15 protein-coding genes are annotated in these 13,734 nt (G+C 74.6%); 11 read left to right on the top strand and 4 right to left on the bottom strand.

From position 1 onward, the window contains the following. Positions 1-28: 28 nt before the first annotated feature. The 4 genes from E9549_RS10890 to pgm all read left to right on the top strand — a co-directional run bounded on the left by E9549_RS10890 (position 29) and on the right by pgm (position 3,802). Complete coding sequence (locus tag E9549_RS10890; RefSeq protein ID WP_236826555.1) at positions 29-727, top strand: YafY family protein; 699 nt, start codon at positions 29-31, stop codon at positions 725-727. A 110-nt stretch (positions 728-837) separates the two neighbouring features. Next, positions 838-1,695 carry a helix-turn-helix domain-containing protein gene (locus E9549_RS10895; protein ID WP_236826556.1) on the top strand — a complete coding sequence of 286 codons (858 nt, stop codon included), beginning with the start codon at positions 838-840 and terminating at the stop codon, positions 1,693-1,695. Then, a complete protein-coding gene (locus E9549_RS10900) occupies positions 1,692-2,129 on the top strand; it encodes a VOC family protein (protein WP_236826557.1) in 438 nt (145 codons plus the stop codon). Before E9549_RS10895 ends, E9549_RS10900 begins: the two co-directional genes overlap by 4 nt. A gap of 38 nt (positions 2,130-2,167) precedes the next feature. Continuing rightward, positions 2,168-3,802, top strand: coding sequence for a phosphoglucomutase (alpha-D-glucose-1,6-bisphosphate-dependent) (gene pgm / locus E9549_RS10905; RefSeq protein ID WP_236826558.1), 1,635 nt, complete (start codon positions 2,168-2,170; stop codon positions 3,800-3,802). Positions 3,803-3,841: 39 nt separating this feature from the next. On the opposite strand, the gene glpK is transcribed toward pgm, so the two are convergent. Both glpK and E9549_RS10915 read right to left on the bottom strand, forming a co-directional pair. Continuing rightward, positions 3,842-5,359, bottom strand: a complete 1,518-nt coding sequence (glpK, locus tag E9549_RS10910) for a glycerol kinase GlpK (RefSeq protein ID WP_236826559.1) — start codon at positions 5,357-5,359, stop codon at positions 3,842-3,844. Between the two features lie 44 nt (positions 5,360-5,403). Then, entirely contained in the window at positions 5,404-6,180 is a 777-nt protein-coding gene (locus E9549_RS10915) for a sensor domain-containing diguanylate cyclase (RefSeq protein WP_236826560.1), read from the bottom strand. Positions 6,181-6,463: 283 nt separating this feature from the next. On the opposite strand from E9549_RS10915, the gene E9549_RS10920 reads away from it, so the two are divergent. The 3 genes from E9549_RS10920 to E9549_RS10930 all read left to right on the top strand — a co-directional run bounded on the left by E9549_RS10920 (position 6,464) and on the right by E9549_RS10930 (position 8,662). Continuing rightward, a complete protein-coding gene (locus E9549_RS10920; RefSeq protein WP_236826561.1) occupies positions 6,464-7,399 on the top strand; it encodes a hydroxymethylglutaryl-CoA lyase in 936 nt (311 codons plus the stop codon). Next, a complete protein-coding gene (locus E9549_RS10925) occupies positions 7,399-7,905 on the top strand; it encodes a flavin reductase family protein (protein ID WP_236826562.1) in 507 nt (168 codons plus the stop codon). The genes E9549_RS10920 and E9549_RS10925 overlap by 1 nt, the downstream gene beginning before the upstream one ends. Before the next feature lie 67 nt (positions 7,906-7,972). Further along, on the top strand, positions 7,973-8,662 hold the full coding sequence (locus tag E9549_RS10930) for a hypothetical protein (RefSeq protein WP_236826563.1): 690 nt from the start codon (positions 7,973-7,975) through the stop codon (positions 8,660-8,662). On the opposite strand, the gene E9549_RS10935 is transcribed toward E9549_RS10930, so the two are convergent. Continuing rightward, complete coding sequence (locus tag E9549_RS10935; RefSeq protein WP_236826564.1) at positions 8,659-9,084, bottom strand: hypothetical protein; 426 nt, start codon at positions 9,082-9,084, stop codon at positions 8,659-8,661. The genes E9549_RS10930 and E9549_RS10935 overlap by 4 nt on opposite strands. Then, positions 9,077-9,439, bottom strand: coding sequence for a hypothetical protein (locus tag E9549_RS10940; RefSeq protein WP_236826565.1), 363 nt, complete (start codon positions 9,437-9,439; stop codon positions 9,077-9,079). Before E9549_RS10940 ends, E9549_RS10935 begins: the two co-directional genes overlap by 8 nt. A gap of 197 nt (positions 9,440-9,636) precedes the next feature. Here E9549_RS10940 and E9549_RS10945 point away from each other — a divergent pair, with 197 nt between their 5' ends. Genes E9549_RS10945 through E9549_RS10960 form a run of 4 tightly spaced genes read left to right on the top strand, consistent with a single transcriptional unit; the run spans position 9,637 to position 13,468 of the window. Then, positions 9,637-10,650, top strand: a complete 1,014-nt coding sequence (locus E9549_RS10945) for a siderophore ABC transporter substrate-binding protein (protein ID WP_236826566.1) — start codon at positions 9,637-9,639, stop codon at positions 10,648-10,650. Between the two features lie 40 nt (positions 10,651-10,690). After that, positions 10,691-11,710 carry an ABC transporter permease gene (locus tag E9549_RS10950; RefSeq protein WP_236826567.1) on the top strand — a complete coding sequence of 340 codons (1,020 nt, stop codon included), beginning with the start codon at positions 10,691-10,693 and terminating at the stop codon, positions 11,708-11,710. Beyond that, entirely contained in the window at positions 11,700-12,713 is a 1,014-nt protein-coding gene (locus E9549_RS10955) for an iron chelate uptake ABC transporter family permease subunit (RefSeq protein ID WP_236826568.1), read from the top strand. Before E9549_RS10950 ends, E9549_RS10955 begins: the two co-directional genes overlap by 11 nt. Next, the gene (locus E9549_RS10960) at positions 12,710-13,468 is read left to right on the top strand and encodes an ABC transporter ATP-binding protein (protein WP_236826569.1); all 759 of its coding nucleotides are present in this window, start codon (positions 12,710-12,712) and stop codon (positions 13,466-13,468) included. Before E9549_RS10955 ends, E9549_RS10960 begins: the two co-directional genes overlap by 4 nt. Positions 13,469-13,734: the final 266 nt, after the last annotated feature.

The raw sequence follows: 13,734 nt of genomic DNA on the forward strand, positions 1-13,734 counted from the left end.
CTGTCACCGTCTCTGCGACGATCTCCGGGTGAACCGCACCGACCGGTTGCACGCGCTCAGCGAGGAGCTGCGCCGGGCCGGGCCCCGCGGTCGCACGGCGGGTTGGCTCGCCGGCTGGCTGGAGGTGTCGGTCCGGACCGTCAAGCGCGACGTCTCCGCGCTGCAGCAGGCCGGTGTGCCGATCTGGGCGACGGCCGGTCCCGGTGGCGGGTACGTGCTGGACGCGGCGGCCACCCTGCCGCCGGTCAACCTCACCCCCGCCCAGGCGGTCGCGGTGGCCGTGGCGCTGGCCGGGGCGCCGGACGCGCCGTTCGCCGTCGACGGCCGCGCGGCGCTGCGGAAGGTGCTCGACGTGATGGGCCCGACGGCCCGCTCCCAGGCCGAGCGGCTCGCCGGTCGGGTGTGGGTCCGGGGCTCGTCCGCAGCCCGCCCGAGCGCCGCCGCCGTGGTCGAGGAGGCGCTGGCCCAGCGCCGCGTGGTCGCCCTGCGCTACCAGGACCGCCACGGGACGGTGACCCGCCGACGGGTCGAGCCGCACCTGATCGCCCGCACCGGCGACCGCTGGTACCTCGTCGCCTGGTGCCGCGAGCGGGACGCGCCCCGCTGGTTCCGCTGGGACCGCATCGAGAGCGCTGCGCTGACGGCCGAAGCCGCACCGCCGAGAGACCCGGCCCCCTACGGCACCCCGCCGCCGGACGCCCACCCCGTCGGGCAGCACGCCCGCTGACCCGCAGAGGGGCGCCGCCGACGGTGTCGGACACGGTCGGGGCGACGGGCGGGTGGTTCCGGAGCGCCGCACGTCTGGAGCCCGGACCGCGCCGCTGCCATCCTGGCCGGGTGCGGCAGGAGTCGGTGGTGCACCGCCCGCACCCGGCGCTGCGCCCGCACGTCTCGGCCGCGCTCGGCTACCGGCACGAGGGCTTCCCGCCCGGTGAGCACCTGGGCCTCCCCTCCCCCTGGCTGACCGTCGTCCTCACCCTCGACGACCCGCTGGAGATGGCCGCCCACCCCGACCCGGCGCAGCCCCCCGGCCGGTTCGACGCCCTGGTCGGGGGGCTGCACACCCGGCCGGCGCGGATCGTCCACCCCGGCCGGCAGGCCGGCATCCAGCTCTCCCTCACACCCCTGGGCGCCCGCGCCCTGCTGGGCCTGCCCGCCGGTGAGCTGGCCTCGGCGGACGTCGGGCTGGCCGACCTGCTCGGCCCGCCGGGCGCGGAGCTCCTCGCGCGGGTCCGTGCCGCCGACGGCTGGCCGGCCCGGTTCGCCGCGCTCGACCGGGCGCTGCTGCACCGGCTGCGCGAGGACGACGGCGCCGTCCCGGCGGAGGTGGCCGAGGCCTGGCGGCTGACGACGGCGGGCGGCGGCCGGTTGCGCGTCGCCGAGGTGGCCGCCCGCGTCGGCTGGTCCACCCGGTACCTCGAGCGGCGGTTCCGCGCCGAGACCGGGCTGGGCCCCAAGGAGGCGGCCCGCGTCGTGCGGTTCGACCGGGCCCGGCGCGCCCTGGCCGGCCGCGCCGTCCGCGGCCTCCCACCCGACCTCGCCGCGCTCGCCGTCACCACCGGCTTCAGCGACCAGGCGCACCTGACCCGGGAGTGGACCGCGTTCGCCGGCCTGGCACCCACCCGCTGGCTGGCCGCGGAGTTCGGATACGTGCAAGACACCTCCGTCCTGGACTCGGCACTGTCGGGGGCATGACGAACCCCACGACCACCGCAGAGGCACCCGGCGCGGGCCAGCCCCCGCCGCCGCAGGTGTGGCCCGCCTTCCGTGCCCGCGACGCCCGCGGGCTCATCCGCTTCCTCGTCGACGCCTTCGGATTCGAGGAGACCGTCACCTACGGCGAGGGCGAGCGGGTGGACCACGCCCAGCTCGACTGGCCCGAGGGCGGCGGCGTCATGCTCGGCTCGGTGCGTGACGACGGCGGGCAGTGGCCGGTGGAGTCCACCGGCTGCTACGTCGTCACCGCCGATCCGGACGCCGTGCACGCCCGCGCGGTCGCCGCCGGAGCCGAGATCGTCCATCCGCCGTACGACACCGACCACGGCTCCCGGGACTTCGCCGCCCGCGACCCCGAGGGCAACCTCTGGCAGTTCGGCACCTACCGGGGTGAGCCCCGCCGGGGCGGCTGAGCTCGCGCGGGACCGGCGCGGACGCCAAGATCGTCGGCATGAGCGACGCCCGCGCCGGACAGCCCGCCCAGCCCGCCGACCTGATCGACGTGGCGTCGCTGGTCAGCGCTTACTACACCATCGAGCCCGATCCGGCCGAGCCCGCCCAGCAGGTGGTGTTCGGCACCTCCGGCCACCGCGGGTCGTCGTTCGACGCGGCGTTCAACGAGGCGCACATCCTCGCGACCACGCAGGCGATCTGCGAGTACCGGGCCGAGCAGGGCTTCGACGGGCCGCTCTTCCTGGGCCGGGACACGCACGCGCTCTCCGAGCCGGCCTGGGCGACGGCGCTCGAGGTGCTGGCCGCCAACGACGTCACCGTGCTGGTCGACGCCGGCGGCCGCTACACCCCGACGCCGGCGATCAGCCACGCGATCCTGCGGGCCAACCGGGGCAAGCAGTCCGGGCTGGCCGACGGCATCGTGGTGACGCCGTCGCACAACCCGCCGCGCGACGGCGGCTTCAAGTACAACCCGCCCAGCGGCGGGCCGGCCGACACCGACGCCACGGGCTGGATCGCCGGGCGGGCCAACGACCTGCTGCGCGCGGGGCTCAGCGGCGTCCGCCGGGTGCCGGTGGAGCAGGGGCGCGCCGCCGCGCAGCCCTACGACTTCCTGGGCACCTACGTCGACGACCTCCCCGAGGTGGTGGACCTCGACGCGATCCGCGAGGCGGGCGTCCGCATCGGCGCCGACCCGCTCGGTGGCGCCAGCGTGGACTACTGGGCGGCGATCGCCGAGCGGCACCGCCTCGACCTCACCGTGGTCAACCCGCTGGTCGACCCCACCTGGCGGTTCATGACGCTGGACTGGGACGGCAAGATCCGGATGGACTGCTCGTCCCCGCACGCGATGGCCTCGCTGGTCGACCGCCGGCACGAGTTCCAGATCGCCACCGGCAACGACGCCGACGCCGACCGGCACGGCGTCGTCACACCCGACGGGGGGCTGATGAACCCCAACCACTTCCTCGCCGTCGCGATCGCCTACCTGCTCAGCCACCGCCCGGGCTGGGCCAAGGAGGTCGCCGTCGGCAAGACCCTGGTGTCCAGCTCGCTGATCGACCGCGTGGTGGCCGACCTGGACCGCCGGCTGGTCGAGGTGCCGGTCGGCTTCAAGTGGTTCGTCCCGGGCCTGCTCGACGGGTCGGTCGCCTTCGGGGGCGAGGAGTCCGCGGGCGCCTCCTTCCTGCGCCGTGACGGCGGCGTCTGGACGACGGACAAGGACGGCATCCTGCTCGCGCTGCTGGCCGCGGAGATCCAGGCCGTCACCGGCCGGTCCCCCTCGAAGCTGCACAAGCAGCTGACCGACCACTTCGGCGAGTCCGCGTACGCCCGGATCGACGCCCCGGCGACGCGGGCGGAGAAGGCGGCGCTGGGCAGGCTCTCCCCCGAGGACGTCTCCGCCACCGAGCTGGCCGGCGAGCCGATCACCGCCAAGCTCACCCGCGCGCCCGGCAACGACGCCCCGATCGGCGGCCTCAAGGTGACCACCGAGAACGCCTGGTTCGCCGCCCGCCCCTCGGGCACCGAGGACGTCTACAAGATCTACGCGGAGTCCTTCCGCGGCCCCGACCACCTCGCGCAGGTGCAGGAGGAGGCCCGCGCCGTCGTCGCCACCGCGCTCGGAGGCTGACGCCGCGGCGACCCATCCGGGCCGCCCCGCGTCACGCGATCAGCTGACGTCGTCGTCGACCCAGTCCAGCGACTTGGTGACCGCCTTCTGCCAGTTGCGGTAGTAGCGCTCGCGCTCCCCGGCCGCCATCCGCGGTTCCCAGCGCTTGTCCTCGGCCCACCGGTCGGTCAGCTCGTCGAGCCCGGACCAGAAGCCCACGGCGAGCCCGGCGGCGTAGGCGGCGCCCAGCGCCGTCGTCTCGGCGACCCTCGGCCGGATGACCGGGACGTCGAGCAGGTCGGCCTGGAACTGCATGAGCAGCTCGTTGCCGACCATCCCGCCGTCCACCCGGAGCTCGGTCAGGTCGACGCCGGAGTCGGCGTTCATCGCGTCGAGCACCTCGCGGGTCTGGTAGGCGGTCGCCTCGAGCACCGCCCGGGCGAGGTGCCCCTTGTTCACGTACCGGGTGAGCCCGACGACGGCGCCGCGGGCGTCCGACCGCCAGTGCGGGGCGAACAGCCCGGAGAAGGCCGGCACGATGTAGGAGCCGCCGTTGTCCTCGACCGAGCGGGCCAGCTCCTCGATCTCCGGCGCGCTGCCGATCAGGCCGAGGTTGTCCCGCACCCACTGCACCAGCGAGCCGGTGACGGCGATCGAGCCCTCGAGGGCGTACACCGGCCTGCCGTCGCCGAGCTGGTAGCACAGCGTCGTGAGCAGGCCGTTCTCCGAGGGGACGGCCTCCTCGCCGGTGTTCAGCAGCATGAAGTTGCCGGTGCCGTAGGTGTTCTTGGCCATCCCGCGCTCGAAGCAGACCTGGCCGAACGTCGCGGCCTGCTGGTCACCGAGGGACCCGGCGATCGGCACCCCGGCGAGGAAGCCGGACCGGCGGCCCCGGCCGTACTCCTCGGAGTTGGACCGGATCTCCGGCAGCATGGCCACCGGGATGCCCATCTCCTCGGCGATCGCCTCGTCCCAGGTGAGCGTCCGGTAGTCCATGAGCATGGTGCGCGACGCGTTGGAGACGTCGGTCAGGTGCTGCCCGCCCTCGACCCCGCCGGTCATGTTCCACATGAGCCAGGAGTCGATGGTGCCCATGAGCAGCTCACCGCGCTCGGCCCGCTCGCGGGCGCCCTCGACGTTGTCCAGGATCCAGCGCACCTTCGGCCCGGCGAAGTAGGTGGCCAGCGGGAGCCCGACCCGGTCCTTGTACCGGTCGGCCCCGCCGCCCAGCGCGCCGAGCTGCTCGATGATCGCCGTGGTCCGGGTGTCCTGCCAGACGATGGCGTTGTGGACCGGCTCCCCCGTCGCGCGGTCCCAGACGACGGCGGTCTCCCGCTGGTTGGTGATGCCCACCGCGACGATGTCCGAGGTGCCGGCGTCGCTGCGGGCGATCGCCTGGCCGACCACCTCGCGGGTGTTCCGCCAGATCTCCACCGGGTCGTGCTCCACCCACCCGGCCCGCGGGAAGATCTGCGCGTGCTCCTTCTGGCCGACCGACACGATCGCGCCGTCGTGGTCGAAGAGCATGCAGCGGGTGCTGGTCGTGCCCTGGTCGATGGCTGCGACGTACTGCGGCATGGCCGTTCCTCTCGGTCGGGCGGTCTCCCGGGAACCCCGCCGGGTCAGCGGCGCCCGGCCCGGCGCCGGCGCGCCTTGTCGGCGTACATGTCGTCGTCGGCGGCCCGCACGACCCGCTCGTAGACCTCCTCGGGCTGCTCGCCGCCCTGCACCGTGCCGATGCCGATGCTGATGCCGACGGGCACCCGGGTGCCGCCGAGCTCCAGCGGCTCGGTGACCGTCGTGCGCAGCCGGTCGGCCAGGGCCTGGGCGTCGGCCCGCTCGGTGTTCTCGCAGACGATGCTGAACTCGTCCCCGCCCAGCCGGGCCGCGGTGTCGCTGGCCCGCAGCACCGAGCGCAGCCGGTCGGCGAAGGAGACGAGCACCAGGTCGCCCATGGGGTGGCCCAGCTCGTCGTTGATCGCCTTGAAGCCGTCCAGGTCGATGATCAGCACGCACGTGGGGGTGGCCTCGCGCCGGCCCCGGTCGAGCGCGTGCCGCAGCCGGTCGTGGAACAGCAGCCGGTTGGGCAGCCCGGTGAGCGGGTCGTGCAGCGAGCGGTGCACCAGCTGCGCCTCGAGCGCCTTGCGCTCGGTGATGTCCTCGACGATCAGGACGAGGTGCGCGGCCAGCCCCTCCGCGCTCTCGGCCACCCACGAGGCGGTGATCTGGACGGGGAGGTCGGTGCCGTCCGCGCGCCGCAGCCGGGTCTCGTGCCGCATCGGGCGCTCGGGGTGGGCCGTCAGGGTGGCGTACGCCTCCTGCGCGGCGAGGACCCAGTCCGGGTGCACGAGGTCCATCACCGGACGCCCGTGGAGCTCCTCCGCCGAGCGACCGGCCATCTCCGCGAGCGCCGGGTTGACGTCGAGGAGCAGCCCCCCCGGGCGTCGTCAACGCGATCCCCATCGGCGCGTTGGCGAAGACGCTCCGCCGATCCGCCGGGGGCAGCGCGCCCGCCACCTCGATCACCCTCCACCTCCTGTGCCGGGTCCCATCTTGCTGGACACGCACGACGGTCCGCCCTCCGGACCGCCGGTCGCGGTTCCGGGACGCCTGATCGGGGGAACCCGGCGCGGGGAGGGGAGGATGCGGGGAGCAACCGGAGCCGGCGCCGAGGAGACGCAGATGAACGAGTTCGACCTGGTGCTGCCCAGCTCGGTCGACGTCCGCGAGGTGGGCATGCGCGACGGCCTGCAGCTGGAGGCCCCCGTCCCGCTGGAGGGCAAGCTCGCCATGCTGGAGGCGCTGGTGGCCACCGGCGTCCGCCGGATCGAGGCGACGTCGTTCGTCTCCCCCAGGGCGGTGCCCGCGCTCGCCGACGCCGACCAGCTCGCAGCGGAGCTGCAGCGGTGGCCGGGGGTGCACTGGTCCGCGCTGGTCGCCAACCCGCGGGGCGCCGTCCGCGCCGTCGACTGCGGGATCGCCGACCTGGAGTACGTGGTCTCCGCCTCCGACGGCCACAGCCGTGCCAACGCCGGGCGCAGCACCGCCGAGGCCGTCGCCGCGGTCGGCGAGATCGCCGCGCTCGCCCACGGCGCCGGCGGCTCCCTGGAGGTCATCATCGCCACCGCCTGGGACTGCCCCTTCGACGGGCGCACCCCGGTGGCGCGGACCGTCGACGTGGCGCGGGCGGCGGTCACGGCCGGTGCCGACCAGCTCTGCCTCGGCGACACCATCGGGACGACGACGCCGCTGCGCGTGGTCACCCTCGTCGACGCCGTCCGCCGCGCCTGCCCGGGCGTCGCCGTGGGCGTGCACTTCCACGACACCCGCGGCACCGGGCAGGCCAACGCCCTCGCCGCCGTGCAGGCCGGCGTGACCCAGCTCGACGCCTCCGTCGGCGGGCTGGGCGGCTGCCCCTTCGCCCCGGGCGCGAGCGGCAACATCGCCACCGAGGAGCTGGTCTACATGCTGGAGGAGTCCGGGGTGCGCACCGGCCTGGACCTGGATGCGCTGCTGGCGGCCGCCCGCGTCACCGAGCAGGCCGTGGGGCACGAGTTGCCGAGCTCCCTGTACCGCGCCGGCGGCCGGTCGGTCCCCCGTGCGGCGGACGCGCGCTGATGGCCGTCCCCGAGCCGCCCCGGGTGGTCGACCCCCGGCTGATGCGCGACGTCCTCGGGCACTTCGCCTCCGGGGTCACCGTGGTCACCGCCGACGCCCCCGAGGGGCCGATCGGCTTCACCTGCCAGTCCTTCAGCTCGCTGTCGCTGGACCCGCCCCTGGTCGCGCTGGCCCCCGCCCGGACGTCGCGCACCTGGGCCCGGCTCCGCGAGATCGGCCGGTTCTGCGTCAACGTCCTCGCCGAGGGCCAGGATGCCGTCTCGCAGAACTTCGCCCGGTCCGGCACCGACAAGTTCGCCGGGGTCCCGTGGCGGCCCAGCCCGCACGGCTCCCCGGTGCTCGACGACGTCGTCGCCTGGATCGACTGCGAGCTGTGGGCCGAGTACGACGGCGGGGACCACACCATCGTCGTCGCCCGGGTGCTCGACCTGGGGGCGGTCCCCGACCGGCGGCCGCTGCTGTTCCACCGGGGCAGCTACGGCCTGCTGCGCGACGGCGAGGGCTGAGCACGGTTCCCGCCCCCGGGCGCGGGGCACCCACCGGGGCACACGTCCGGCGACGCGAGGAGGAACCGTGGGACTGCTCGACCGGCTCTTCGGCCGCAGGCGCCCGCACGAGGACCGCGGCCACGCGGGGTACGGCGGGGGCTACGGGGCTCCCGGCGGCCACGGCGGCGCCCCGGCGGGCCAGCCCTACGGCGCGCCGCAGCCGACCGCCGACGACCAGGCGATCGAGCGCTACCGCTACCTGCTGCGCACGGCGCCGCCCGACCAGATAGAGCAGGCGCACGCCGAGGCGTTCGCCCAGCTGGCCCCGGAGCAGCGCGCCCAGGTGCTCGGCCGGCTGAGCGAGTCGGTGCCCGCCGGCGAGCGGCCGGCCGGTGACGACCCTCGGACGCTCGCCCGCGCCGCCACGCGGGCCGAGCTGCGGCAGCCCGGGTTCATGGAGCGCACCTTCGGCGGTCCCGGCGGCGGGCCGGGGTACGGCCCGGGGCGCGGGTACGGCGGGCCGGGCATGGGCAGCATGATCGGCGGCAGCATGCTCGGCACCATCGGCGGTCTGGTCATCGGCACGGCGGTCGCCGATGCGCTGTTCGACACCGGCCTCGGCGACGGCGGGCTCTTCGGCGGGGGCGACGAGGAGGCCTACGCCGCGGGGTACGAGGACGGTGCCGGCGGCTTCGAGGACCCCGGGGCCGGCTACGGCGGCGACTACGGCGGTGGCGACTTCGGCGGCGGGGACTTCGGCGGCGGGGACTTCTAGGCGCCGCGCCGCCGCCGGAGCAGCAGCAGGCCGAGCACCGGCAGCACCAGCGGCACGTACCCGTAACCGCGGCCGAACTCCGACCAGACCGTCTCGTCGGGGAACGCCGCCGGGTCGGCCAGTGACAGCGTGCCGACGACGAGCACGCCGGCCAGCTCGACCAGGATCGCGGCCAGTGCGGTGCGCCGGCCCCCGCGGCCGCCGCGGGCCAGCGCCACGGTGGCCACGACGTACACGGCCGCCGCGAACGCCGACAGCAGGTAGGCCAGCGGGGCCTCGTCGAACCGGGTGGCCAGCTGGACGCCGGCGCGAGCGCCCGCCGCGAGCGCGAAGATGCCGTAGAGCAGCACCAGCACGCGCGCGGGCCCGGCGGAACCCGGCGCCGCCGCCTCGGCGGGCCGGCCCAGCCCGCGGTCACGCACCCGTGGCCTCCCACAGCTGAAGCAGGCGCCACACCATGACGCCGACGGCGGCCGCCGCGACCGCGAGGACGGTGCCGGCCCAGCGGCTCCGCTCCGCCTGCGCCCACAGCACCCCCGCGACCGGGATGAGCAGCACACCGAACAGGTAGCCGAGGAACGTGGGGATGTCGGCGGGGGTGCCGTCGCCCATCCGCGCGAACGCCAGCACCGCCTGAAGGACCAGGAGCGCCTCCAGCAGGCCGGCGCCGGCGAGGTGCACCAGGCCGGTCCGGCGGCGCGCGACGGTGGACGCCAGCCCGGCGAGGACCACGAGGGCCGCCACGGCGGTGATCGCGACGACGAGGGCGGGGCTCACGATCGCGGCGCGGGCGGGACGGGGGCGAGCACGGCCCCATCCTCCCGCCCCCGGGGCGCGGGGCGGCTGCGGGGTCGCCGGCGCGGCTCGACCGGGTGTGCCGGCCGCGACCCCGGTGCGGACCGGCCGGGACCGGTGTGGCAGGTTAGGCACACCTTAGTTAGGGCTCCCTAGCCTCAGTCCCCGACAGGAGCACCATGCGCACCGCCGCCCGGCCGCTCACGGCCCTCGCCCTCCCGCTCACCGCCGTCCTGGCGCTCTCCGCGTGCGGTGGTGACGCCGATGCCGAGACCGCCGCCCCCGCCGAGACGGAGACGGTCAGCTTCACCTGGGACCGGAACGTCGCCGGTGAGGACGAGGAGCCCGAGTACGAGCAGACGACCGTCGAGGTCCCGAAGAACCCCGGGAAGATCGTCACCTTCGACATCGCCAGCCTCGACACCATCGGCGCGCTCGGCGGCGAGATCGCCGGTGCCCCGCTCGACAACGTGCCGGACTACCTCCAGCAGTACCTGGCCGACGACGCCTTCAACGCCGGCACCCTCTTCGAGGCCGACCTCGTCGAGATCGAGGCGCAGCAGCCCGACCTCATCGTCGTCGCCAACCGCTCCGCGGCGCTGTGGGAGGACCTCAACGAGATCGCGCCCACCGTCGACCTGAGCCTCCGGGGCTCCTACACCGAGAACCTCGAGCGCAGCGCCACCTTCCTCGGCGAGGTGCTCGGCGCGGAGGAGGAGGCCGCCGCCGCGCTGGAGGAGATCGACGCCGGCATCGAGGAGGCGCGCGCCGCGACCGCCGACGCCGGCCCGGGCCTGGGCCTCATGGTCTCCGGCGGCGAGCTCAGCGCGCTGGCGCCCGCCGGCGCGGACGCCGTCGGACCCGCTGTCCGCGGTGGCCTGATCTACGACGTCTTCGGCGTGGAGCCCGCGGTGGAGGACGTCGAGGCGGCCACCCACGGCGAGCCGGTCTCCTTCGAGTTCCTGCTCGAGGTCGACCCCGACACCCTCTGGGTCGTCGACCGGGACGCCGCCACCGGCGAGGCGGGCGCCCAGCCGGCCGCGGCGGTGCTCGACAACGAGATCGTCCGGCAGACGACCGCCGCCCGGGAGGACCAGATCGTCTACCTCGACCCGATGGCCTGGTACATCGTGTTCGGGGGCCTGGACTCGACGCAGATCATGATCGACGACGTCCTCCAGATCGCGGGGTGACCGCCCGGCACCGGGCCGCACGGCTGGCCCCCCGTCGCCCGTGACGACGCTCACCGCGACCCCGACGAGCACCCCCACCCGGATGCGGTCCCGCCGCACCTGGGTGGGGGTGCTCATCGGCGTGCTGCTCGTGGTCCTCGCCGTCACGAGCCTGTTCGTCGGGGTCTCCGACGTCACCCCGGCGTCGTTGCTGGCCGGCGGCGCGCAGAGCGACGCGGCCTTCCTGCTGGTGGCCAGCCGCATCCCCCGGACCGTCGCCGTCGTCCTCGTCGGCGCCTCCCTCGGCATCGCGGGTCTCATCCTGCAGATGCTCGTGCGCAACAAGTTCGTGGAGCCCAGCACGACGGGCGTCACCGAGTTCGCGACCCTCGGCATGCTCGTCGCGATGATCTTCTTCCCGGGCATGGCCGTCTTCGGCAAGATGGGCGTCGCCGCGGTCTTCGGGCTGATCGGGACCTGGGTGTTCCTCCGGGTGGTCCGCTTCGTGCCCGTGCGGCAGCTGGTGCTCGTCCCGCTGGTCGGGCTCATGCTCGGCGGTGTCGTCGAGGCCGTGACGACCTTCTTCGCCTACCGCCTGGACCTGCTGCAGTCGCTGCAGCAGTGGTCGCTGGGCAGCTTCGCCAGCGTCATGCAGGGCCGCTACGAGCTGGTCTGGGTCGCGGGGCTCATGGTCGTCGTCGCCTGGGTCGCCGCCGACCGGTTCAGCGTCATCGGGCTCGGCGAGGAGTTCGCCACCAACCTCGGCCTGGACTACCGGCGCGTGGTCGCGATCGGGATGGTCGTCGTCGCGGTGATCACGGCGGCGGTGCTGGTCACCGCAGGCATGATCCCGTTCCTCGGGCTCGTCGTCCCCAACGTCGTGAGCCTGATCATCGGCGACAACGTCCGCCGCGCGGTCCCCTGGGTGGCCGGGCTGGGCGCGGTCTTCGTCGTCGCCTGCGACATCCTGGCGCGGGTCGTCCGCTTCCCCTACGAGATCCCGTTGTCGCTCGTCGTGGGCATCATCGGCGCCGCGCTGTTCCTCTGGCTGCTCCTGCGGAAGAAGAGCCGTGCTCACTGACCCCGCCCCGCAGACCGCCCCCCGCCGGACCTCCGCGCACCTCCGCGAGCGGTGGGCGCAGCCGCCCGTGCGGCTGGCGGTGCTCGGCGCCGCCGTGCTGGTTCTCGTCGTCGTCTACCTGTTCACGGACGTCCCCGGCTCGCTGCTCTTCGCGCTGGAGATCCGCAGCCTCGCCGTCGCGGCCATGGTCGTCGTCGCCACGGCCGTGGGGGTGTCCACGGTCGTGTTCCACACGATCACGCAGAACCGCATCCTCACCCCGTCGATCATGGGGTTCGACGCGTTCTACCGGTTGATCAGCACCGTGATCGTCTTCCTGTCGGGCTCCGCGTCGTTCCTGGCCTTCGACGCGCTCACCCTGTGGCTGGTCCAGGTCGCCGTCATGGTCGCGTTCAGCGTGCTGCTGTTCACCTGGCTGTTCGGCGGCAAGCGGCGCTCGCTGCACCTCATGCTGCTGGTGGGCATCGTGCTCGGGACCTTCTTCCGCGCGGTGACCGAGTGGATGCAGCGGATGCTCGACCCGCTGGACTTCCAGGTGCTCTCCGACTCGCTGTTCGCCTCGCTCACCCGGCCCGACGAGCTGCTGCTCGGGCTCACCGCGGGGCTGGTCGCGCTGGGCTGCGCCGCCGTCGTCCCCCTGCTGCGCACCCTCGACGTGCTGACCCTGGGCGCGCCGGCGGCCGTGGGGCTCGGCATCGAGCACCGGCGGGTCGTGATGGTGCTGTTCACGATCGTCTCGGTCATGGTCGCCGCCTCGACGGCGCTGGTCGGGCCGATCCTGTTCTTCGGGCTCATCGTGGCCAACCTGGCGTACTGGTACGCGGGGTCGTTCCGGCACGTGTGGACGCTGCCGTCGGCGGTGCTCCTCGGCATGGTGTGCCTGCTGGGCGGCCAGCTCGTCCTCGACCGCGTGCTCGACTTCGGCGGCACCCTGTCGGCGGTCATCGAGTTCTCCGGCGGCCTGTTCTTCCTCTACCTCGTGCTTCGGAAGGGGGCGCGGTGATCACGCTCGACAACGTCACCAAGCGCTACGGCGGCCAGGCGGTCGTCGACGACGTCTCGATCACCTTCGGCGCCGAGGGCGTCACCTCGCTCATCGGGCCGAACGGCGCGGGGAAGTCGACGCTGTTCGCCCTGGTGGGCCGGCTGATCGCGCCCGACGCCGGCCGCGTGGCGGTCGACGGCATGGACGTGGCGACGACGCCGTCCGCCCAGCTGGCGAAGGTCCTCGCCGTGCTGCGGCAGGACAACCAGGTCGCCGCCCGCCTGACCGTGCAGGACCTGGTCGAGTTCGGCCGCTTCCCGCACTCGCGGGGCCGGCTCACGGTGGTGGACCGCGACCACGTCGAGCGGGCGATCGGCTACCTGGACCTGGACCCCTACCGGCAGCGGTTCCTCGACGAGCTCTCCGGCGGGCAGCGCCAGCGGGCGTTCATCGCGATGGTGCTCGCGCAGGACACCGAGTACGTGCTGCTCGACGAGCCGCTGAACAACCTCGACCTGCGGCACATGACCGAGATCATGCGGCTGGTCCGGCAGATGGCCGACGACCTGGGCAAGCGGGTGGTCACGGTGCTGCACGACATCAACTTCGCGGCCACCTGGTCCGACCGCATCGTCGCGATGCGCGACGGCGCGGTCGTGGCGGACGCGGCCGCGCGCGACATCATGCGGCCCGAGGTGCTGGCGGCGGTCTACGACACCTCGGTCGACGTCCGGGAGATCGACGGCCGGCCGGTCGCCCTCTACTACGGCTGACCGGGCCGCCCCCTGGGCCACGATCGAGGCACCTGATCATGGCGCGTCCTCCCTCGCGGGGGGACGCGCTGCGGTGCGGGAGGACGCCCCTCGGCGGGGTGGCGCCGAAGTGTCCGTGACTCCGCAGTAACCCCTACGGCGCCGTCTCGTTGTCCGGGCACGTCCACCGGATCCCGAGGAGCGCCCCGTGAACCCGTCCTCCCGCCGTCTGCTCGGGGTGGTGTCCGGCGCCGTCGTCGCCGGCGCCCTCCTCTCCGCCCCCGCCC

The organism is Blastococcus sp. MG754426 (genome assembly GCF_021699055.1).
Taxonomy (GTDB): Bacteria; Actinomycetota; Actinomycetes; order Mycobacteriales; family Geodermatophilaceae; genus Blastococcus.